The following is a 21,553-nucleotide window of genomic DNA, read 5'->3' on the forward strand; positions in this document are numbered from 1 at the left end:
CGTTATAACCCCCCTTCAAACAATCGCAATTCTTCGTCTGATGCTTCAATGGATAGCATCAAATTTCCTACACCACTGATCGAAAGTAAACAATCCCCTTGTTGTAGCTGCGGTACATGGTCCAACTCACTTTCCGTCAGTTGTCCTTCAAAGATGGTTCGTAAAGCATCTAATGTGTTGGAATCTTGCTGCATCACAAATTTATATTGGGTGAGTTCAAACAACGTGCGGATTTTCGTCACGGTATCTGTGTCGGAATGATCAGGCACAAAATCACGAATAGATTGACTCGCTAATACTAAACCACCAAAATATTTTCGAGCTTCACGAGCGAAGTCTGTTAAAAAGGAAACGGCCAACATATTTTCTGCATTGATAAGTCGATGTGCTTCATCAATCATAATCAGAAAACGCGTGGCATCATCTTCCAAAAATCTGTCATCACGATACAACTTTTCTTTTTGTGGTGCACCAATCTGAATTAAGTTATCCCAAATGAGATTCAATACATTATACATCTGGGCATTAAATACACCTTTTTCCAATCCCGTTAAACTACGAATCGAGAAAAAGATAACCTGTTCATTCGTGATGTCTGGGACAGTGGTATAACCGTTAAACAAATAACCATAACTATGCACCAGATTGTCAATGACTAGTTCAATTTTTTCCAGTCGATTCACACGGGAAACTGATATTTCACGGCGTATGATTCTCCTTTCGGTGTTTTCATATAAATGTTCACGGATAAATGCCAACAAATCACTAAAAACCGGATACTCTTCGTTCGTAAGTGTTGTAACACCAGTTGTTTTCATTTTTTTCATGAATCCCAGTGACTCATAAAACAACCGAAGAATCTTTTTAAATTCTTCACTTTCTTCTTGTGACGGATTCACGGCAAGAAAGGTATAGAATTTTGCTACTTTGGATATATGTTGCATAAAACTCAGTTCCTCATCCTTTTTTTTATCGTGATTGTCCTCTGCTTTGTATATTTGCAATGGATTAATAATGCCGTCACTCCCATCTAACCCTATCATTTGTCCTCGCACGGATTGCACCAATGTTTTAAATTCTCCTGTGACATCAAAGCCACGAATAAAATTGCCACGCGCTTCATTATCCATTAATAGCTTTTTCAGTGCGGTTGACTTCCCAGCGCCCATTTTTCCAACGACAACTGCATTATAAAATCGTCTTAATTTGTCATGATGAAATAAATCAAACAATACATTCCCACCTGTAAACGATGTTCCAAGGTAACTCCCTGTTCGATCATTTAACTCTGAAAAATGATACGGGAGTCCCGAGGCAAGGGTAATGGCAGGGAGCCCTTTTCCTTCTCGTTTATTCGGAAAGGCAAGTTGCTGTTCATAAGGTAAAAACAATGCTTGCCACTCCCAGAAGGACTCATTGAGGAAAACCTGCCCTTTAAATCCAATAGATTGCAACTTCGAAATCGTTCGATTCACCTTTTGTTCTAATTCCGATATCGTTGGGGAAGCAACAAATAAACGAATATGCATTAATTTAATAACCTCTCCTGCTTCACTTATTTTTTGATATAAATCTTCCATTTCCTTATAGCCACGTTGGGCATCCATTCGTTCCGATTCCTGGTTAGCACTTCGAAAACGTACATCTTGTTCCACCATGCTTTTGTTAATTGCACTGATAGTTTCGTCCTGATTCATCGTAGAAATATCGGTTACAACTGTTACATCATACATGGACATCAATTTATCCATCCAAAGAACCTCGACATTAGAAGGGTAATCCCAAACATGGATACAGGTTTCATACCCATCCCCTTTTTTTATATATTTATCTTTAAAAGATATACCGCCTTGTGGTTGAATAGCTGTTACAAAATCTTTATCCAATGGCGGACGTTTTGGTTTGTCCTCTGTTTTTGTTTGTTGTTTTTGCAACATCATGTTCCCAACCTTTCGTTATATTTTGGTATTTTGATTGTTTAACAGAAATAGAATTTGTTTCTTTTTTTCCCGGGATAATTCCTCCACTGGAAATGCTCGCTGCATTCCCTGAATACAAGCATGTTTTCGGTCAAGTAAAGCATCCTTATCTTCGGCATAGACAAAAAAGAAGAACTCCCGATTGGAACGTTCTCGCTCTAAAAATTTAAATTCATAGATTTTTTGTTCAATATACTGCAATCGAATCGGACTCGTTGTTTGTTCCTTCTTCTTCTCCCAATAGGCGAGTTGCGGACTAGTATTTGCCGGAAAGTTGAGAATCACCTCCTTATACGAGTGAAAATAACTTCTTAAGAACTGAGTTCGTTTCAATAACAAATAATTCAAATCAGCTTCATTTAATGCATCAATGTTTTGTGTCTGTATTTGAAGAATATCCATAACCCCTTCCTTCATAAGAATGTGGTCATCATATATTTGAAGAAATGGAACAATTTCAGGTGTTTGCCGTAAGAGTTTTTGTTTCGTATTTGCTTTTTTATTTGGTCGATCTTGCTTTTGTGGCTTGCGACGGAACCATTTCCCCTTTTTCATCCCGTGCTTTTTTATCTCCGACTCTACTCCATTTAAGGTTTGATTATTTGGTTCATCTTTACCTGATACTACTTCCAAATGATTCATCAGGATTTGGCCTCCTTTGTGCTTTAATTTTCTCTCGAAGATAAATATTTTGCTGTTTGTGTAAATCTATTGGATGGAATGTTCCTTTTTTATGCCGGAACAATAGAATCAGCGATTCATAATTCTTTTTCTTTGGATTACTGCCCGATAGCATCAGCAAATAAATCATTCCGACAATTGCAACTGCAAAGTAGGGAATGATAAACACACTGTGCACTAAATCCTGTAATATCGTTAACAATAAAAGAGAGCTGATCAGCAATATGACCAGCTCTCGCATTACAAGCCCAAGAATTTTCGGCTTTGCTTTAATCTCTTTCGGAATCTCGTATTTCATTACCTCTCAACCCCTTTTTCAGAACCTTTGTGTGTTTCGGTTTGGCTATCCTACCTTTGAATTCACTGATTTTTTGTCCTACATCATAGCCGGTATTGTGTGCCCTTCCCAGATAGTGACTGGCACGTTGCACCGTCCGGTTTCCACCAATTAATGTATGCCTCGATTTTGGATGGATATGTCCGGTACTTGCCCCGGTATTCACTTTCGGTTGGGAAACAGGTGGCGTTGGCGTCCGACCAACCGCATTTTCTGATGAATGTAGCATGTTCGGCATCGGTTCACGTTGACTTGTTGACGATTTTGGTTTTGTTGATTGTTGATTCAATTGCTTTGTATTTAACGATTGACCGTTGCTTGGTGACGGTGGTTGTACAGGATTTTTACTATTAACAGAAGTAGAAAATTGTCCTTCTCCTTTTCGGGAATGAGGTGCTGCATCTTTATAGGAAGGCATTGGTTTCACATCTTGATTTCTGCGCAGTCCTTTCGTTAAACCAACACCACCTGCAATAGCACCACCAGCGCCTTTTCCTCCTATTTTAACAAGCTTCTTACCAGTTTCAGCAGTCATCCTTCCACTTGCGCCAGCCATTTTTCCACCAGCATAAGCTCCCATCATCGCTTGCCATCCTGAACGTAACCCTGCATCAACACCCATGGTTCGTTGGATAATATCTGGTGCATCAATCAATGCCCATGCACCGGCAATTAAAAGGAGCATGACACCGACAATACCAATATGACGTTCTAAGCCGTTTGCCCATTGGGCATAGATGATGAACATCCGCAATAACACCATCATCACAAAAATAACAGCAAACGTATTAACAATTTCCATCAAAACCTTTTTCAGGCGTTGTCCGCCTGTTAAATCCGTTACAGCAGTAAACATGGCGTATAGTTGATGAAAGGCTAAATCAAACATAGCACGCCCAATTTTAATCGTCGTTATCATCAAAGCAAAAGCAGTTACCGCAAGTGTCGCAATCGCAATCCCCCAATTGATGTGATAACGGTAGTAGCTTTGTTGTCCAAGATTTGTTGCTGGAACTGTATTTTCATTTAACTCAACAATGCGAGTACCTCCCTCGCCGGTAGAAATCATTCTATGTTTTAAAAAATACTCCCCAGTCTTTGATAAATTTTCAACCCAAGGTTCGGATGCCCAACCAAACCAATGTTTCGCTTCATATACATCTAGTTTTTCATTTATTTCAATCATAATAGGGTTTTTTAGCTGATTCCCAAAGGTGTAGTCCGTGGTACCAATATCCTTTGTTTTTGGATGTGGTGGATGTGGAAGTATACTTTTATTCCCTACCATGGTTTCTTCACTTAATCCACTTGCATAGTTAAACCCACTGTCCACGTAGTATTTAACGTCTGCAATATTACGTTTCAATACGTCATCTGAAAAGGTTCCCGGTTTATCTAATTCGTCTAACCCCACATTTAATAAATCATCCATCATGGTCATAAGTGTGGGAAGAATGACAATCACACTGATTGCAATTAAAATGTGCATCACAATTTCATTTCGCTTTTCGATTTTGTTTAACATAAACATAAACCCAAGAACAGTTATCGAAACAACAAATAATGCCACTGCAACCGGCTGCATCGTTTTCACAAAATCCTGCATGGCAGGATTATCGTATAATCCACCAATAGTAACAACAGTAGTCGCCACACCTTCAACCCAATCATTAATCCAAACTAATAACTGAATAATCCCCCAGGCAATATTCCGTAATAAATCATCATACAACCATCCACTATATAAATCCAAAATGGCCGATAGATCTTCATACAACTTTTTTATAAATGCCTTATCCATCTGTTTCACCTCTTTTATATAAAAGAATAGAACCCACTGACAGTGAGTTCTATTTGCTCAAATATATATTTAATAGGTTAATTCAATATCATGTTCTTTGACATAATCAAGGTTATATTGAATTCCTTTTTTAATATCATTGTACATATCATCTTGTAAGAAGGTACCTTTTTCCGAACTTAAACGTTCAAGTGTTATATTCAAGACCCAAGCTTTTGCGTAATAGTCAAATGGAGAATCCAGTTTTCCATCATACACAACGGTTAACCCACCATCCTCAAATGGATTATGTGATGATGCAGATTGTTGTTTAAATTCTTTTTCTAAAGAACCGAGTGTTTTTTTATCTTTATCATTCATGTTTAAATAATATGCGGTTATATCCTGTTTTTTTAAAGCTTTATCATAAGCATCAAGAAATTTTGTTTTCTTAACATCCTCTTTATTTGCATCAAATAACAATAAGTAAAATGCTTCATTATCATTCTTTTTTGCTACTATTTTATCAAGTGTTATTTTGTTCAATCCGACTTCTGGTTTATCAGGTTCTGTCTTTTTTTTATTATCTTTCGCTTCCCCATCATCTCCACATGCACTTAACACCAGCAGAAATGACATCACTATTAAACTTACTAGGAATCGTTTTCGCATAACGTACACTATCACTCCGTTTCTGCTTTTAGTAATAGTATATCAATCCTCCAGACCTATGGAAATAGTTACCTTTCCCTATTTACTATATCTGGCATTTTATGAACAATTATATCCCGCAGCAAATGTAATTCACCTGCTGTAAACGTGAAACCCTTACCAATCCTCGTTTTATCGGGATTCCACCACCGAACGTCGTATTTTGGTTCATCCCCATTCCAGCTAATGAGATTTAGTTCTTTTGTCCAACCTGCTTGACTTTCATGTAATACAGCAATTTCCTCAATAACATCCCACTCTACTCTATAGTTTTTCGGTTTATTAATTCTTTCTCCTCCTCCGATTAAGACGTTGCCTTTTCACGCATTTTTTTAGCTTTTTCATCTTCCTTATTTTCATCTGACTGTTCACCTTTTTGTTGTTCCTTATTTTCCTGATTCGTCTCTATTTGTTGCTCTATTCGTTGCGTTGCTTTCTTCTCCCATATTTCCATCACTTCTTCTGGTAAATACGTTTGTAACGTCCCCATCACCTTTAGATGCAGTCTTGAAAAATAAGGGTGGTACACCATAAAACTCAAGTAATGCAAAAATGACCAATTATCCATGTCTTGCAGCAATTGTTTCATCATTTCCTCGTCCGGATTTCCTTGACTTTGTTCAATTTGTAATATGCTTCGTTTATACCGGTGAAACGCCTTTTCTGTCATCACATCTGCCATTCTAAAGAATACATCCTCGTTGGATTTTGCGGAATAGACTATGTTTTGCAGGTCCATGTCATGGTACTTATCTGACATGATTGGCAGCATCATAATCGAATGATTGGTATCAAATTCCTCCGCTAAATATTCATACCGGAACTTATGACTGGTTTCGTCTTTATTAAAAATAGGCTTTGGTTCTATCTTTCTCCGTTTTTTATCCTGACGTTTATTGACTCGAATAACCACAGACTGCCCTTCCTTTAATCGCATTAGTTCATCCGATGTTAAGAGTGCGCGCTCCTTGGTTGATTCACTATGCGACTTATCAAAGGAATGATAATCCCCACTTCGGCTCACATCCGTAATCGTTTTCGTTCCCAGCATACTGGAATAATGCTCTGCCGTATTTTTATCTTCAGTCAATATATATATCTGGTTGGAACAGTTCCCAATAATCGTATCGGATTCTTCCCCATATGCTGATTTCACTTGGGAATAGGCTTGAATGATTAAGTGATAACGAAATCCTCGTCCGGCACCTACTGTTACCATGCTTGCCATTCCATCAATAGGCGGCATATTGCCAAATTCATCAAGTATAAAGTGAACATGTCGATTCATCTTACCATTCTTGCCTTTGGTTGCTTTCTCCGAATTTACGCGGTACAACTGACTAATGAAAATACTTGCCAGTACATCATTCGATTTATCCGAATCGGGCGTTGCAATGTAAACGGCAACGGGTTTCTTCCCGAAACCAATATCTGTTAAATCCAAGCTGTTATGTGAAGTGACTTTTGCGTTTGGTTCCAGTGTAAATATTTGCAGCTTATCCATCGCAACACTAAAAATGCTTCCTCTCGTATTACCAGTAGAGAAATTACTCGTTGCATACATCATTCGTGCAGGATCATTCTCACCCCGTGCTTGAAAAAAGTCATCCAATGCATTATTTCCTTCTTCGTCATTGTCACTACCTTTGCTTGATAGGAAATTCGCAACAGAATACATGGTCACACTTTCTTCTTTGCCGATTTTCACCATATCTTCTGTCAACGCCAAAATGATGGCAGTCACAAGTGACTTCGCACTGTTTGACCAAAACGGATCTTTTGCATTCGGATTGTGATACAAACTGAATGCCACACTGTTCGCATATTTTTGCGCATCAGCTACCCTGCCCAGCTTCCATGAATCTATTACTAGCTGTAATGGATTAAATCCCATGCCCATGTCATGCTGAATCAAATTAAACACGTGAACATCATAGCCACGTGCTTTTAACGTTTCATAGGATGCTCCTGCAAGCTCCCCTTTTGGGTCATTAATTACCATGGATGGTTTCTCTTTTGCTCTGCTTTGTACATCCATCATCGGAACAACAAATGTTTCCCCTTTACCAGAACGGGTAATCCCGATTACCATGGTGTGTACCGGTGCATCATCAATTAACAAGTGATACGTGTTACCCTGGTGTAAACCACCAATAATCGTACCGCCCTTTCCGTTATACTCCTTTTTAGAAGCCGGTATAATCTGATATTGTTTTTTCATGTTTTTCACAGACTCGAATTCATTCGTTCCATGCTGCCCATGATTAATAGATTGATAGTTCATTTTAATGTTGTACAATAACTTCATAACACTGATACCAACCACAACATAAAATCCAACATAAAACCCGATCCATTCTTTCTGAAAGATAAAAAGGTAATGCCAATCCACCGAGAAGGACTTAAAATTTATTTTTTCAGGATGCCTAGCGAATGTCTCCAGCAGGTGTAGCACTTGCTGAAAGAAATGTAACAGGAAATTCGCAAAGAAAAATCCAACAATAACTATAGATGCAACTACTATGCTGATAACTTTCCAATTACTTAATCGTTCTGTCAATGACATTTGATGCGTATTCAACCTGCATCACCCCTTCCTTCTCATTCTCCCATAACCGCATCTTTGCTTGGTTATACTCCATGTAAATCACAATGAATTAACTGTCCGATTTTTTCACGTAATTGTTCTGGTTCTATTTCTTAGATTTCACTTTTGTTGCATTTAATAATATAGGGATGATGCGAGTCGGCATCATCCCTTGCTACTAATTATAGGTCCATTTCATGTGTTTGTTGGAATGATTTTTTTCGCTGGTTCAGTTTCCTATAATGACGTTCAAACGCATCACGATTATGTTGCAAATTCTCATTTGCATCCTTACAATCTGGTGAGTATTCAAATAGAGACCAATTTATTTTTTCCGCTTCTAAAACATCAACTATATCTCGTGTCGCTTTCCATCCAGCTGTATCATCATCCATCGCAATGACCGTGTGTTTATCTGAAAAAAGTTCCTGATGTTCACGGACATAATCTTTAACTTTTCTTGTTTTAGATGCACCTGTTAAAGCAATCAAGCCTACATTTTCATCAATTTCACGAAAAGAGAGCGCATCTAATATCGATTCACTGATAACGACTGTTTCAGCGTTGTTCGGAATGTCCATAAAAAAATCCCTCGTTTCTTTAGAGGGATTTAAAATAAGCTGTATTTCTTTTGGTTCTATGCTTTCGTCGATACTGGAACGGAACAACACTCTGTTTAAGGTGTTATCTTCTCCATACAGTGGAAACATTAAATTTCGTTTGCACACCCAGCTATTATTGGAATAATCTTTTCCCAGTAACGGTGTTGCTTTGTGAAAAATATGCTGTCCAATATCCTCATGCTGTAAATCTGCAATAAATGATCTTGCTACTTGTTTGGATAGCCCACGATAACCATCATCTAGCGTTTCACTTTTTAGACCGGTTTTCGCAAATGACAAAACCCGTGTGGTCCAATCCAAGGCTTCTCGTTGTTTAGGTGTCAAATTCGGATACTGCTTTTCCATCTTTTGTTCATAGGCTGCCACGTTCTCCTTTTCATGAAATTCAAGCATCATTCGGGAACCGCAATGATTTTCACGATTACACTGAACAAAGCGCTGATTGTTCTTATACATGAACGCTTCCTGTTCATTACATTCAGGGCAATTACAAATGTAATAGTGCCCTTTATCTTCCGCATTCAATTCATCCAATGCATTTTCGATATTTTGAAAAACAAGTTTCTTATAGGCATTCTGCTTGTTCATGTCCAACGCCCCTAGAAGTCAATTTTTTCTGAAATTGCTTTAAAACCGGTACAAGCACTTGTTCGTTTATTTTCCCATCCGTATTTAAAACGTCCCCGGCAAATAACAAATCATCGAACCTTGTATAAAATGTTTCGATTAATTGATTGTGTAGTTCATAGACTGCCTTAAAACCATGCATGGAGATAAATCCTTCATCAAATAAACGCATCTCAAAGGATTGATACGTATCATTTTTTATCATGAGCACATCTATCCGTTGTTTCTGCAATGATTGAAAGTTTGTTGTAACATGCGTGACAAATTGTGCAAAGGATTCCTCATTGGCCATATACGTTTCCAATCGGGATCTTACAAAACCTTGAATTTCTGTATCCTTGGATGATTCATTCACTGATTCAGATTCGCTAGTTTTTTTATTCATGGAAAATGACTTATGGCCACCCAATGCTTGAATACCGTTTTGTTGGTTGTTCTGCTTATTTCTCTCTTTCGCCACTTGATTCTTTCTAAAACTCTGTTCAATTTCACCTGCAAACCGCTGAATAACAACATCATAGGTGGTACGAATTGCCACCATAACATATTCCATTTCCGCGTAAATACTAGTTTCAATGAAAGGCAAAATTCCGTCATACAATTGTTTTAACTGTTCGTCCGATAATTCCAGTGTCTCTATTCGTTTTTCGGAGTATGCTATTACTTTTTGGAGTCTTGTTTTAAATGCCTGGAAGGGTTTATCTGGAATTATTTTTGTCAACAACGTATCTTTCATTTTTTTCATTTCTTTCACCTCCATAAAAGGACTTCCACCGGAAGCCCTACATTTCCATGTCGTTTTCTTGATTTTTATCTTTCTTGTTCCCAAGCTTCATTAACCTTTCCTGCTCCAAACCTTTCTCAATCTGATTTACTTTTTCTTTTTGCACAGGCGTTAAATCCATTTCTTTTATTTCATCCAAAACTTCTCTTTTTAACATATAGACTTTCTCGTATCCATGTTTTGCTTCAAAATCTTTCATTTCTTGCTCCCCTTTTTTGCTTTCATCAGGGGGTGTTTCCTTTTCACTTGGTTCTTTGTTCAATGACTTCAATACCTCTTGCTTATAAGCATCCTTATAATTGGTTTCTTCTTTTGTAAATTGTAACTTTTGCAGAATACCCTGTTTATAAGCCTGCTTAAATTGTTCAGCTTGATTCATTTGATTATCCTGTTCTTTCTGTACTTCCTCTTCCAAATTTTTAAGCCTTTCCTTTGGATACTTCGATTTCAGCACAGTATCTTGATATAGTGTTTCTAATTTCTCTCGTTTCCATTTGTATCCTTCATTATCTGGATACAATACTTCCTTTTCCTTTGCCGATAACAACGCCGTATACCTGTTTGCTAATTCCTTTTCAAAATCGTGTGTAACTGGCATTTTTCCCCATCCTCTCCAGATTAAATGGCCCCCAACAAATGGAAGTCCCCCTACTCATTCAATCGTTTAAAATGTTGAATCGTGACAGAATCGTCTAAATTAAATTCATCACAAATTGCTTTTTCAATACCACGAATATCGTCAATTGATTGTATAGGCTGTTCTAGTGTAATATCCACGTTTCCGCCACCATCTTCATAAAGATAACTGATAAAATACGTACAGTTTCCATTTGCGCCTTCTCGCATACTTCACCCTCCCTTTTAAAAATGAAAATAGCTTCAAAATGCTGCTTAAAATCCAACAACGCGTCCGCCTAACCAACTTACAAGGCTAGCTGCCAAGTAGACAATGGCAAAACCAATCCCTACATTAACCATCCATCCGACATGCATTTCTTTCTTTTGCGGATCTTTAGCAAACGTCCACATAAGACCAATTACAACTAGTACAAGTCCAGCTAATACAGGTGCAATTGGTTTAATGCCATCCGTGATATTGGTTATGGTTTCAATTGCATCTTGCATTTATTTCACTCTCCCTTCTTATTCGCTACTTCTGTAACCTGTTTTCGATATTGCACATTAAATTCCAAGATGATTTCCTGATGCTTTTCATGTAGCCATTCAAAATACGAATTGCCATCGGATTCAATAATTCCTTTTGCCAACGATTCAAACTCCTTAAATCCTTCCGGCTTCGATGGCTTCCGATTTTTCTTTGTTGATGGTTTCTTGCTTGTATCAGGTGTATTTGTTTTTTTGGATTCTTCTTTTGTATCCTTTTCAGTCATTTTTCCAAAAGGAGTTCCATTTGGTGTAGACATCGACATTCACCTCCTTTTCTTGCAAAATAAAACTCTTTTCCGTAAAAGAAACGAGTTTATCGGAAGTCCTAAACTTCCTGATACTAATAATTTAACACCGTTTTTATGCCATTTTGTCCCTACTTTTGTTTACTTTTTATCCCTGTTTTTGTTTGCTTTTGCCCCTTTGTAACTTTAAATAAAGTTTTGATCAAAAAAACGCTTTGCAAATCCGTATTTATGACAAATAAAAAGAATCCATTTTGAAAAAATCAAATTGGATTCTTCTTGAAATATTTCTAAAGAATCTATTAAATCAGAACTTCACCCTGCACAACAAGATAATTTTGAAACATCTTTATCAAATGTAAGAGCAGCTAACCTTAGCCCTTCAGCCATTGTTAAATATGGTGCAAGACTATCTTTTAAATCGTCCACTGTTAAGCCATGCTTTACTACTAGCGAAGCTGTATAAATTACATCTCCTGCATTTTCAGATACAATATGAACCCCAAGAACTTTTAATGTTTTAGCATCAGCAACAATCTTAAATGCACCAATCGTTTCATGATTTACTAGTGCTCTTGGAACGGCGTCTAAAGATAATACCGATGTTTTTACTTCATAGCCTTTTTCATTTGCTTGTTCTTCAGTTAACCCAACTGTTGCAATCGATGGATTTATAAACGTGACAGCAGGTATAACGGATAAATTTAATTTTTTATTTAACCCACCTATCGCATTATCGGCAACAATTCCACCTTCATACGCTGCTACATAGACAAATTGAGGTCCTAATGTTACATCTCCTGCTGCATAAATCTTCCCATTATTTGTACTAGCATATTCATTTATCAGGACTTCGTTTCGTTTTCCGACTTCAACCCCCGCTGCACTTAAATTTAAAGAATCCGTATTTGGTTTTCTTCCTGTTGCAACAAGTAAATGCTCTGATTCCACGACTTTTTTCTTACCATCTACAGTTATATAAACCTTTTTTGCCTCTCCAACTTGTTCAACACGCTCATAAGTTGCCTCTTTAATAAGGTTTATACCCTTTTGGATAATGGTACTTTCTACGGATTCTGAAATTTCCGAGTCATACTCTTTTAAAAGGCGATCACTTCTTTGTATAAGCGTGACTTCTGAACCTAAATTATGAAATAGTTGTCCAAGTTCCAATCCGATATAGCCTGTACCAATAACAGTTAATCGTTTAGGCACCTTTTTTAATTCAAGTAGTGTTGTACTTGTTAGATAATCCACTTTTTCAAGTCCGGAAATCTTTGGGATCGATGGCGAAGCACCTGTTGCAATTAAAAAGCGTTTTGCAGAAAGTTTCTCCCCATTTACTCCAACTGTATTTTCATCAACAAACCTAGCTTCACCCTCTATTAAATCAATGCCATATTCATCAATTAAATCTATATATTTTTGATTTCGAAGTTCGCTAACTAATTCATCCTTTTGATTCACCAAAGAAGCTAAATCGACTTCCCCATTAGATGTTTGTAAACCTGTGAATTGATTTGTTTTTGCTAAATGATTGATTTCCCCTGCTCTTAGAAGTGTTTTTGATGGAATGCAGCCAATATTTACACAAGTTCCTCCAACTATTTCACGTTCAATCATTCCCACTTTTGCACCATAACCAATTGATTTAATAGCAGCAGAAAAAGCTGCCCCTCCTGAACCGATTATGAGTAAATCATAATAATCTTTGTTGTCTAACTCGAACTTTTTCAAGTCCTGTAATGAAATTTTTTCTATTTCTTCTGGTTGATAATTTGCTTGCTTAATTGCCTGTCTTACATTTTCAGCATTAACATCATCTGGTAATTCCAATACCGATTCACCACGTTGAAAACTGGTTTCGATATTTTTTGCACCTATGTTTGTTAATGCAACATCGATATGTTGTTCACATCCTGTACAGATCATTCCATTGATTTTAACACAATATTTTTTCACTATTTTTTCCTCCTCTATAAAATTTACAGTATCTTCAATCAAATATTAACGATTCAATAATAGGACATTGATTTATTGCTTTTTGCTCTGGACATCGACTTTTTAAATCCCCTAACATTGACTCAATACGCTTTAAGTCAGCTATTTGTTCTTGAATATCTATTTCTTTTTTTGATACAAATTCAAATATATTTTTGCAACGAACTTCATCATTATCAACAACACCAAGTAATTTATAGATTTCACTCAATGAAAAGCCTAGGTCTTGCAGCCTTTTGATAAATTTTACACGCTTAACATCATCATTCGAATATATCCTATAACCTGCATTGGTTCGGGAAGGTTCTTTTAATAATGCTTTTTGTTCGTAATATCTAATCGTCTCTTTATTTACACCACATTTTTCTGCAAATACACTAATTCGGTAACTCAAATTATTCACCCCTATAAACATAATAAACCGTGTACCTTAGTACACGGTCAAGTATAATATTAAATTCTTCTACTTCAATTATTCTGCCAGTTAGCTTAAGCTCTTCGCTATAATCAAACCTGTATTCAGGAATATGGCCCTTTTCTAGAATAAGGTATGTATTAAGGTGAGCAGATTATTTCCTGTCATTGCCGTGGTGCAAATAACATCACCGAAACACCAACTAAGCAGATACTTGCACCTATTAAATCATAGAAATCGGGTGTTTTTTTATCAATTCCCCAACCCCATAGCACAGAAAGAACGATAAAGACTCCACCATAGGCGGCGTAAACCCTACCAAAAGATGGGAATGACTGAAATGTAGCTATAACACCATATAAAACTAACGCAATTCCTCCGAATAGCCCTAAAATAGCAGATTTATCTTCTCGCAACCATTGCCAAATGAGATAGCCTCCACCGATTTCAGCTAAGCCGGCTAATAGGAAAAGAAATATTGTTTTAAACATTTCCAAATCACTTCCTTGAAAATTTCAATAGGCACTATTTAACTTTCAGCAAAATGTATGGCCCTTATATGCATACGGAGGCAAAACTTATTCATTCTTGCGCCCGTTGAATAACTATAATAACGCGATGATTTCAGGTCAAGCATTTCCTCCGTACAATTTATTTATTTCAAGTATCAAAATATCCTTCAAATGATAATAGATCATCCTTCAAATAAATTCCCCAATACCCCCAGTCGTGACCACCACTCGAAAAAGCATTAAATTTAAAAGGGTAATTGATACATAGCCCATCCACTGTAGAACACATAGTAAGTGATATAAAAAACAGAAAGGAAATCAATCCCCTCTATTTAACTATTAACAACCACAGTTGCTACCTCCGCAACTACTTTCTCCAGCATTCACGCCAATTATTTGTAATTGATTTGGATTAACTTGGCATACTCCTGTTTCAGGTAACCTCAACTTAACTTTTGTAGCTTCTTCGATGTCTCCAGAAAGATAAGCAACAATAGAACGAACTTGTTCATAACCAGTTACCATTAAAAACGTTGGTGCACGACCATAACTTTTTACACCTGTCATATAAAAAGCTGGATCTGGTTGACGCAATTCTTTTTCCCCATGTGGACGAACAGTGCCGCAACTATGAAGATTAGGGTCGATAAGTGGAGCAAGTTCTGTTGTGCTTTCAACTATAGGGTCTACATCCAACCTTAATTCTTTTAAGAATGAGAAATTAGGCCTGGAGCCTGTATTTACAATGATTTCATCTACGTTATTTATAGATACCCCATCACTGCTATGAATTACAAAAGATCCATCTTGTTCTGTTATTTCTTCAACATAAAAATTTGAATGCACTTTTACTTTACCATTATCAATGATCTCATGGGCTTTTGAACCAAGTTCTCCTCTGGCTGCTAACTCATCATTTTCTTCTCCTCCAAAAGCCTCTTTTATTTGTTGTTTACGAACGATCCAAGAGATTTTTGTGTTCGGAAATTCCGCTTTTAATTCAGTCAAATCTATTAACGTATTTAATGCAGAATGTCCACTTCCAATAACAGCAACATGCTTATCTTTAAAATTTTCTGTTTCTGTAGCGATATCTGGAATATGTGTATATAGATTCTTCTGTAACCCTTCATTTCTCCAGATACCATCCGCAAATGGAGGGTTTGGATTGTTCCAAGTACCGCTGGCATCTATAATTACTTTCGCTTCTATCTTTTCAATTGCACCATTTACTTTTACATATAGAACAAATGGTGTTTGATCACGTGAATCAGATTTCATTTTATCGATATTTTTCTTTGTTATATCGATAACCTCGGCATTATATTTTATATTTTCTTTGATTTGGGGAAGGTTTGATAAAGGTTCGAGATATTCGTTGACTAGTTCTTTACCAGTAGGTAATTTATCAGCTGCCGGTTGTTCCCATTGAGTTTTCTCTAATAATTCTTTAGCAGCCTGATCAATGTTAAATTCCCAGGGAGAAAAAAGTTGAACGTGCCCCCATTCAAGAATGTTACTGCCAGCTTTTGCTCCTTTCTCCACTATAAGGAAGCTTTGGTTATATCCGTTTAAATGTGCAGCTGCTGCAAGTCCTACTGGACCTGCTCCAACAATAACAATAGGTAAATTTGATAACATATAAATCCTCCTCTTAAAATTTAATTGGAACAAGAACAAGTTTGTTCTATTGTTTTGTCATTAGATTTACGAAATAAGCAACAAAGTTCCTCTGAAAGAACATTATTTACTTCTTTATGATTTAAGGAGTAGTAACTCCAAGTTCCCTTCTTTTCTTTCATTATCAGATTGGCCTTAAGCAAAATTTTTATATGGTAGGAAAGTTTTGATTGAGCCAATTCCATCTCATCCACTAAGTCACAAACGCAAATAGAATCATTTGGAGAATTAGCTAATAAATTAAGTAGTTGCAGTCTTTTTTCGTCTGCTAAAGCCTTAAACGTTTTTTCATAGTGTTTAAAAGTACTTTGTAAATCGACTTTTACTGGAATCATGTTTATCCCTCCAATCATAAATCAAATCATTTTGATGTATTAATCATAAATCAAAATAATTTGATTTTCAAGTACTTAATCAATTTTTTTTGATTTATATTTTTCGCATACTGAACATGGGAGAAATGTAAGTGAAATAGCCTTGGTGAAGAATTTATTGAGGCAAATAAAAAGGCCTCCGAAGAGACCTTTTTATTAACAGCAATTATCTAATCCTAACAACACAAACTTCTCTCCATCTTTATCTAGTGTTACCGCATCAATGGAGCTTTTCACTTGTTCATCGATGGCGACGCGAATACCGTTTATTTCCTTAATTAAATCCGTCTCCTCTGGATGATCAAGGGATAAACCTATCTGCGGACCACAGCAACCTGCGCCTGCGGAATGTATACGAATTCCTTCCACCCCACGTTTGCCCATAATTGTCGTTAACGTTTGTTTTGCTTCTTCGGTAATTTTCATAACTTTTCCCCTCTCTCGTAATGATAAAAATTATATGAAATGGACTTACAAATTGACCCCAATCTAAGGTTGCTTCTCCTTCTATGGATCGTTCAGGGTCCATAGCTGCCATACATCCTCCAAAACATACATGATTAATTACGTATATAGTCTTTTAATTTTGCATATCCTATTTTTTCTTCACCTGTCCATGGAATAATGGCAGCCTTCTCAGCCAATTCGTCGCTTACTTTTTTAATCCATCTTTTTTCCGTATTAGCTCTGCCAGCTAGTATTGGATCCTTTGTTTCTGTTGCATGTAAACTTTGGTTAATAAGCCACCACTTTGGAACAATTTGCGCCCGTTTAAGATCCTCTTGCAGCCGTGTTGCTTCTAACACTGGTGTTGCCTCGGCAAGCGTCACAATAACAACTCCGGTCTCTTTTGGATTTCGGAGCCTGGGTAACAATTTTTTTACGCTATCCGGTACATCACCTGTTGAGCGACTTATTTCCTTATGGTACGTTTCCGTTGAATCAAGCAATAACAAGGTGTGTCCGGTAGGTGCCGTATCAATCACGACAATTTCATCTTGTGATTTTTCCACCATATTCGCAAAAGCCTTAAATAGGGCAATTTCTTCGGTACAAGGCGACTCTAGGTCCTCTTTCAAATAAGCGAGTCCTTCTTCATCCTGTTCTTTCCCAGCAACAGAAAGCACTTCCTGTTTATACTTTTCGACTTCTGTCTTCGGATTAATACTGCTAATAGACAGATTGTCTTTCAATGCACCATCTTTAAACGTGTATGCAAGATGAGCTGCTGGATCTGTTGTCGTCAAATGGACCTTATGCCCTTTTTCGGAAAGGCCGACAGCAATGGCCGAAGCAATGGTTGTTTTCCCAACCCCTCCTTTCCCCATCGTGAAAATCACACGTGTATTTTTAGCTGAAAAATCATCAATAATTTCATTTAATCCCGGCAATGGAATGATTTCATTATCATCGCTATTTTCTTCTATTTCAGCAAACGGTTTATCGCTAACCAAATGACGTAGACTATCCATGTCTGTTAATGAATAAGAAACATATGGTACAGATAATGTTTTGATCTGCTTTAATTCTACAGGCGTTTTGGTTAGTGCCTTTTGCTGACGCTCATAAAAAGCTGTTGATACTTCATCATTTGGACTTTGTGTCTGAAAAAGTCCATTGATGATAAGTAGCTGATTTTGAATACCGATGTCTTTTAGTTCCAAAGACGCCCGGTTCGCTTCTTCTAAAGAGGACACATCTGGACGAGAAACCAAAATCAAAGTTGTTTTTTCGCCATTTGACAGGGACCTGACAGCTTGAGCATACAAATCTTTTTTCTCGCCTAAACCTGACAGTGGTCCTAAACAAGAGGCGCCATGCGTGCTTTCTTGCAAAAAGCCACTCCACGCCGTCGGTAGCTGCAACAAGCGAAGTGTATGTCCCGTTGGTGCTGTGTCAAATAATACATGATCGTACTGCTTTACTATCGTATCATCAGCCAGCAGATGAGAGAATTCATCAAATGCGGCAATCTCGACCGTACACGCACCAGAAAGCTGTTCCTCCATCTGTGTGACAACTGAATCTGGCAATTTACCCCGATACGGACCGACCGTTTTTTCACGATAGGTTTTTGCGGCTTCTTCAGGATCAATATTACATGCGAATAAATTATTCACGCTTGGAATCTCGACTGGATCACTGGTTAGTTCGATTTTGAAAACATCCTGCAAATTGGAAGCTGGATCCGTGCTAACCAATAATACTTTTTTTCCTTGGTCAGCAAGGGACACGGCTGTTGCACAAGCTACAGATGTTTTACCAACACCGCCTTTGCCAGTGAAAAATAAAAATGGTGTCTGTACCACCTGTTTGGGATTGAAAGATTCATACATCGATGTTTCCCCCTTTCGAATTATAGTTTATCAATGTCAATGGTTACACGTGTTTGGGGTTTATCTTTTAAGTCTGCCGCATCAACCTGCAACCAATCGGAGAATTCCTCATTACTTGGATAGCTTGAATCTTTTACAATTTCACCATTTAGTATGGTTACAGGCAGTGCATCAGCACCTTTTTCTTGAAGAACCTGATTTACCTTTTTGTTTTCAACAAATTCACCAGGATCATTTGAAAGATTAAATCTTGTAACATCAAATCCTCTTTTTTCTAAGGAATAGACCACTGATGCAACACGTGTTAAATCTGGATCGACACTTGGTCCACAAACACCTGTGGAACAGCACATTGCTGGATCGAAAATTTCTAATTTACTCATGTTTACCCCTCCATAACAATATAAGTATACACTTATATATGTATTCCAATGATAGCCAGGAGTTACGAAATCCCCCTGACTATTTTTTATTTACCGGTTTCTGCAAAGTGTTTAATTCTTTCACCAATTTCATCACGTACCCGTTGAAATACACTCCATTTTTCTTCATCCGTCCCTTCTGCTTTTGCAGGATCATCAAATCCCCAGTGCTCTCTCTTTACATGCGGTGGTGTCATGGGACATTTGTCGGCTGCATCCCCGCAAAGGGTAACAGCCATAGCAGCATTATTCAAAACATCCGGATCAATAATTTCCGATGTTTGTTCTGAAATATCAATACCAACTTCCTTCATTGCTTCGACTGCGTTTGGGTTTAACCCATGTGCTTCAATTCCCGCACTTTTTACGACCCATTCGTCATTAAGATATTTTTTCGCCCAGCCTTCCGCCATTTGGCTTCTGCAAGAGTTTCCGGTACATAAAAAGTAAATTGTTTTTTTAGACATGTGGTTCATTCTCCTTTTCGTTTCCACTAGTTTTGTTACTTATAAAATAAGCAATAGCCAAACATATAATCCTGTTAATGTAATAAACAGCGTTGGGATTGTAAGGATAATACCTATTTTAAAATAATAACCCCAAGAGATTTTAAATCCCTTTGTCGAAAGAACATGAAGCCATAGCAATGTCGCTAATGATCCAATCGGTGTAATTTTTGGTCCCAAATCGGATCCAATGACGTTCGCATAGATTAGCGCTTCCCTCATAATTCCCGATGTACTTGTGTCTGCAATTGCTAATGCATCGATCATGACAGTTGGCATATTGTTCATAATGGAAGATAAAATTGCTGCAATAAATCCCATGGAAATCGTGGCGACAAACAATCCTTGTTCTGCCGTAAACTGAATAACATTAGCTAACACATCGGTTAATCCGACATTGCGCAAACCATAAACGACGACGTACATTCCGACAGAGAAAAAGACAATCGCCCAAGGGGCTCCTTTTATGACCGTTGCGGTCTTAACTGCGGAACTTCTCCTCGCCATTAGAAGGAAGAAAATCGCTACAATACCGGCTATAATTGAAACTGGAATACCTAAAGGTTGGCTTGCGAAATAGCCAATCAGCAATACTGCCAGAACACCCCAAGACATACGGAACATTTTATGGTCCTTGATTGCTTTATTTGGTTCTTTAAGCTGACTTACATCATAGTTTTCCGGAATACTTTTCCTAAAGAACAGATAAAGCACAAGGATACTTGCACCTATTGAAAAGAAGTTCGGAGCAATCATACGTGTAGCATACTCAATAAATCCAATTCCGAAAAAATCTGCTGAAACAATATTCACTAAGTTACTCACAACAAGTGGTAACGAGGAAGTATCTGCGATAAAACCACTCGCCATAATGAATGGTAAAATCATTTTTTCTTTAAAATTTAAATTTCGTACCATCGCAAGTACAATTGGTGTGAGAATAAGCGCGGCTCCATCATTGGCAAAAAGAGCTGCAACAACAGCACCTAGAAGAATTACATAAACAAACATTTTCTTCCCATTACCCTTGGCAATTCTCGCCATATGAAGAGCAGCCCATTCAAAAAAGCCAATCTCATCTAGAATAAGGGAAATAATAATAATCGCTACAAATGCTAATGTGGCATTCCAAACAATATCTGTTACAGCTAACACATCTTGAAGGTCAACCACGCCTAGAATTAACGCTAGTATTGCTCCCCCGCATGCGGACCAGCCAATTCCTAAGTTTTTCGGCTGCCAAATCACTAATACAAGCGTAAGTATAAAAATAACCGTCGCTACAATCGCTAAATTCAAATGAATCCCCCTACAAGTCGCACTGGATACGTAATCCCGCATCCTCCAGTGCACGTAATTTCTCTTTCTGATCAGGTATCTGTTCTAAGACCTGTTGAATGATCGGGTATGTCGCATGGGAAGTATTTAATGAGTAAAATATCCATTGCCCTCTCCGTTGCTCCTTCACAAGACCCGCATCGCGCAGTTTCCTTAAATGCTGGCTAATAGAAGGCTGACTCATTTGCAGAACCTCAACAAACTCGCATACACAACATTCTCCATCTTTTACTAATCCCATAATCGTTAAGCGTGTTTTATCACCTAGCAGCTTTAACGTTTGCGCGGCATTTTCTAATTCAATTATTGTTTTTTCCATGAACATCACCTCTCGCAATTAGTATATTAGCATATGCTTATATTTGCAATGAAAAATAACTCTTTATTTTTATTGTCCTTTTCGTGACTTAGATTAAAAGTCTTGAAAAAACCCTTTATAGAACATACT

Annotated in this window: 23 protein-coding genes; all 23 read right to left on the reverse strand. The window is 37.4% G+C overall.

Features of this window, described 5'->3' with window-relative positions; genetic code table 11:
- Window positions 1-2: 2 nt before the first annotated feature.
- Window positions 3-1,940 (reverse strand): VirB4 family type IV secretion system protein, encoded by a 1,938-nt coding sequence (locus tag CFK37_RS03815; RefSeq protein ID WP_245837310.1) that lies wholly within the window; start codon window positions 1,938-1,940, stop codon window positions 3-5.
- 15 nt (window positions 1,941-1,955) lie between these two features.
- Complete coding sequence (locus tag CFK37_RS03820; protein WP_089060637.1) at window positions 1,956-2,621, reverse strand: hypothetical protein; 666 nt, start codon at window positions 2,619-2,621, stop codon at window positions 1,956-1,958.
- The gene (locus CFK37_RS03825) at window positions 2,593-2,958 is read right to left on the reverse strand and encodes a DUF5592 family protein (RefSeq protein WP_089060638.1); all 366 of its coding nucleotides are present in this window, start codon (window positions 2,956-2,958) and stop codon (window positions 2,593-2,595) included. Before CFK37_RS03825 ends, CFK37_RS03820 begins: the two co-directional genes overlap by 29 nt.
- A complete protein-coding gene (locus CFK37_RS03830) occupies window positions 2,930-4,798 on the reverse strand; it encodes a pLS20_p028 family conjugation system transmembrane protein (RefSeq protein ID WP_089060639.1) in 1,869 nt (622 codons plus the stop codon). Before CFK37_RS03830 ends, CFK37_RS03825 begins: the two co-directional genes overlap by 29 nt.
- A gap of 69 nt (window positions 4,799-4,867) precedes the next feature.
- Window positions 4,868-5,464 carry a hypothetical protein gene (locus CFK37_RS03835; protein ID WP_172840451.1) on the reverse strand — a complete coding sequence of 199 codons (597 nt, stop codon included), beginning with the start codon at window positions 5,462-5,464 and terminating at the stop codon, window positions 4,868-4,870.
- A gap of 328 nt (window positions 5,465-5,792) precedes the next feature.
- Window positions 5,793-8,054, reverse strand: coding sequence for a VirD4-like conjugal transfer protein, CD1115 family (locus tag CFK37_RS03845; RefSeq protein WP_425445370.1), 2,262 nt, complete (start codon window positions 8,052-8,054; stop codon window positions 5,793-5,795).
- Window positions 8,055-8,257: 203 nt separating this feature from the next.
- Window positions 8,258-9,286, reverse strand: a complete 1,029-nt coding sequence (locus tag CFK37_RS03850; protein WP_089060642.1) for a toprim domain-containing protein — start codon at window positions 9,284-9,286, stop codon at window positions 8,258-8,260.
- Window positions 9,264-10,070, reverse strand: coding sequence for a hypothetical protein (locus CFK37_RS03855; RefSeq protein WP_089060643.1), 807 nt, complete (start codon window positions 10,068-10,070; stop codon window positions 9,264-9,266). The genes CFK37_RS03850 and CFK37_RS03855 overlap by 23 nt, the downstream gene beginning before the upstream one ends.
- A gap of 37 nt (window positions 10,071-10,107) precedes the next feature.
- On the reverse strand, window positions 10,108-10,707 hold the full coding sequence (locus CFK37_RS03860; RefSeq protein ID WP_089060644.1) for a hypothetical protein: 600 nt from the start codon (window positions 10,705-10,707) through the stop codon (window positions 10,108-10,110).
- 50 nt (window positions 10,708-10,757) lie between these two features.
- Window positions 10,758-10,955, reverse strand: a complete 198-nt coding sequence (locus CFK37_RS03865; RefSeq protein WP_089060645.1) for a hypothetical protein — start codon at window positions 10,953-10,955, stop codon at window positions 10,758-10,760.
- A 45-nt stretch (window positions 10,956-11,000) separates the two neighbouring features.
- A complete protein-coding gene (locus CFK37_RS03870; protein WP_089060646.1) occupies window positions 11,001-11,234 on the reverse strand; it encodes a pilin in 234 nt (77 codons plus the stop codon).
- 5 nt (window positions 11,235-11,239) lie between these two features.
- Window positions 11,240-11,533 carry a hypothetical protein gene (locus tag CFK37_RS03875; protein ID WP_089060647.1) on the reverse strand — a complete coding sequence of 98 codons (294 nt, stop codon included), beginning with the start codon at window positions 11,531-11,533 and terminating at the stop codon, window positions 11,240-11,242.
- 303 nt (window positions 11,534-11,836) lie between these two features.
- Entirely contained in the window at window positions 11,837-13,453 is a 1,617-nt protein-coding gene (merA, locus tag CFK37_RS03880) for a mercury(II) reductase (protein WP_425445371.1), read from the reverse strand.
- 64 nt (window positions 13,454-13,517) lie between these two features.
- Window positions 13,518-13,916 carry a mercury resistance transcriptional regulator MerR gene (gene merR, locus CFK37_RS03885; RefSeq protein WP_089060649.1) on the reverse strand — a complete coding sequence of 133 codons (399 nt, stop codon included), beginning with the start codon at window positions 13,914-13,916 and terminating at the stop codon, window positions 13,518-13,520.
- 185 nt (window positions 13,917-14,101) lie between these two features.
- On the reverse strand, window positions 14,102-14,428 hold the full coding sequence (locus CFK37_RS03890) for a YnfA family protein (protein WP_089060650.1): 327 nt from the start codon (window positions 14,426-14,428) through the stop codon (window positions 14,102-14,104).
- Window positions 14,429-14,788: 360 nt separating this feature from the next.
- Window positions 14,789-16,090, reverse strand: coding sequence for an NAD(P)-binding domain-containing protein (locus tag CFK37_RS03895; RefSeq protein ID WP_089060651.1), 1,302 nt, complete (start codon window positions 16,088-16,090; stop codon window positions 14,789-14,791).
- 20 nt (window positions 16,091-16,110) lie between these two features.
- Window positions 16,111-16,464 carry an ArsR/SmtB family transcription factor gene (locus CFK37_RS03900; protein ID WP_089060652.1) on the reverse strand — a complete coding sequence of 118 codons (354 nt, stop codon included), beginning with the start codon at window positions 16,462-16,464 and terminating at the stop codon, window positions 16,111-16,113.
- A gap of 195 nt (window positions 16,465-16,659) precedes the next feature.
- Window positions 16,660-16,929, reverse strand: coding sequence for an adhesin (locus CFK37_RS03905; protein WP_089060653.1), 270 nt, complete (start codon window positions 16,927-16,929; stop codon window positions 16,660-16,662).
- A 134-nt stretch (window positions 16,930-17,063) separates the two neighbouring features.
- Window positions 17,064-18,839, reverse strand: coding sequence for an arsenical pump-driving ATPase (gene arsA, locus CFK37_RS03910; RefSeq protein WP_089060654.1), 1,776 nt, complete (start codon window positions 18,837-18,839; stop codon window positions 17,064-17,066).
- Between the two features lie 20 nt (window positions 18,840-18,859).
- On the reverse strand, window positions 18,860-19,222 hold the full coding sequence (arsD, locus tag CFK37_RS03915) for an arsenite efflux transporter metallochaperone ArsD (RefSeq protein ID WP_089060655.1): 363 nt from the start codon (window positions 19,220-19,222) through the stop codon (window positions 18,860-18,862).
- A gap of 86 nt (window positions 19,223-19,308) precedes the next feature.
- The gene (arsC, locus tag CFK37_RS03920; RefSeq protein WP_089060656.1) at window positions 19,309-19,728 is read right to left on the reverse strand and encodes an arsenate reductase (thioredoxin); all 420 of its coding nucleotides are present in this window, start codon (window positions 19,726-19,728) and stop codon (window positions 19,309-19,311) included.
- Between the two features lie 39 nt (window positions 19,729-19,767).
- On the reverse strand, window positions 19,768-21,066 hold the full coding sequence (locus CFK37_RS03925; RefSeq protein ID WP_089060657.1) for an arsenic transporter: 1,299 nt from the start codon (window positions 21,064-21,066) through the stop codon (window positions 19,768-19,770).
- Between the two features lie 10 nt (window positions 21,067-21,076).
- The gene (locus tag CFK37_RS03930) at window positions 21,077-21,424 is read right to left on the reverse strand and encodes an ArsR/SmtB family transcription factor (protein WP_089060658.1); all 348 of its coding nucleotides are present in this window, start codon (window positions 21,422-21,424) and stop codon (window positions 21,077-21,079) included.
- Window positions 21,425-21,553: the final 129 nt, after the last annotated feature.

The sequence above is a fragment of the Virgibacillus phasianinus genome (assembly GCF_002216775.1).
Classification (GTDB): Bacteria; Bacillota; Bacilli; order Bacillales; family Amphibacillaceae; genus Virgibacillus_F; species Virgibacillus_F phasianinus.

Coding starts and splice junctions, on each gene's coding strand:
- CFK37_RS03815 (WP_245837310.1), bottom strand. CDS start 1,940: ATGATGTTGCAAAAACAACAAACAAAAACAGAGGACAAACCAAAACGT.
- CFK37_RS03820 (WP_089060637.1), bottom strand. CDS start 2,621: ATGAATCATTTGGAAGTAGTATCAGGTAAAGATGAACCAAATAATCAA.
- CFK37_RS03825 (WP_089060638.1), bottom strand. CDS start 2,958: ATGAAATACGAGATTCCGAAAGAGATTAAAGCAAAGCCGAAAATTCTT.
- CFK37_RS03830 (WP_089060639.1), bottom strand. CDS start 4,798: ATGGATAAGGCATTTATAAAAAAGTTGTATGAAGATCTATCGGCCATT.
- CFK37_RS03845 (WP_425445370.1), bottom strand. CDS start 8,054: ATGTCATTGACAGAACGATTAAGTAATTGGAAAGTTATCAGCATAGTA.
- CFK37_RS03850 (WP_089060642.1), bottom strand. CDS start 9,286: ATGAACAAGCAGAATGCCTATAAGAAACTTGTTTTTCAAAATATCGAA.
- CFK37_RS03855 (WP_089060643.1), bottom strand. CDS start 10,070: ATGAAAAAAATGAAAGATACGTTGTTGACAAAAATAATTCCAGATAAA.
- CFK37_RS03860 (WP_089060644.1), bottom strand. CDS start 10,707: ATGCCAGTTACACACGATTTTGAAAAGGAATTAGCAAACAGGTATACG.
- CFK37_RS03865 (WP_089060645.1), bottom strand. CDS start 10,955: ATGCGAGAAGGCGCAAATGGAAACTGTACGTATTTTATCAGTTATCTT.
- CFK37_RS03870 (WP_089060646.1), bottom strand. CDS start 11,234: ATGCAAGATGCAATTGAAACCATAACCAATATCACGGATGGCATTAAA.
- CFK37_RS03875 (WP_089060647.1), bottom strand. CDS start 11,533: ATGTCTACACCAAATGGAACTCCTTTTGGAAAAATGACTGAAAAGGAT.
- merA (WP_425445371.1), bottom strand. CDS start 13,453: ATGATCTGTACAGGATGTGAACAACATATCGATGTTGCATTAACAAAC.
- CFK37_RS03890 (WP_089060650.1), bottom strand. CDS start 14,428: ATGTTTAAAACAATATTTCTTTTCCTATTAGCCGGCTTAGCTGAAATC.
- CFK37_RS03895 (WP_089060651.1), bottom strand. CDS start 16,090: ATGTTATCAAATTTACCTATTGTTATTGTTGGAGCAGGTCCAGTAGGA.
- CFK37_RS03900 (WP_089060652.1), bottom strand. CDS start 16,464: ATGATTCCAGTAAAAGTCGATTTACAAAGTACTTTTAAACACTATGAA.
- CFK37_RS03905 (WP_089060653.1), bottom strand. CDS start 16,929: ATGAAAATTACCGAAGAAGCAAAACAAACGTTAACGACAATTATGGGC.
- arsA (WP_089060654.1), bottom strand. CDS start 18,839: ATGTATGAATCTTTCAATCCCAAACAGGTGGTACAGACACCATTTTTA.
- arsD (WP_089060655.1), bottom strand. CDS start 19,222: ATGAGTAAATTAGAAATTTTCGATCCAGCAATGTGCTGTTCCACAGGT.
- arsC (WP_089060656.1), bottom strand. CDS start 19,728: ATGTCTAAAAAAACAATTTACTTTTTATGTACCGGAAACTCTTGCAGA.
- CFK37_RS03930 (WP_089060658.1), bottom strand. CDS start 21,424: ATGGAAAAAACAATAATTGAATTAGAAAATGCCGCGCAAACGTTAAAG.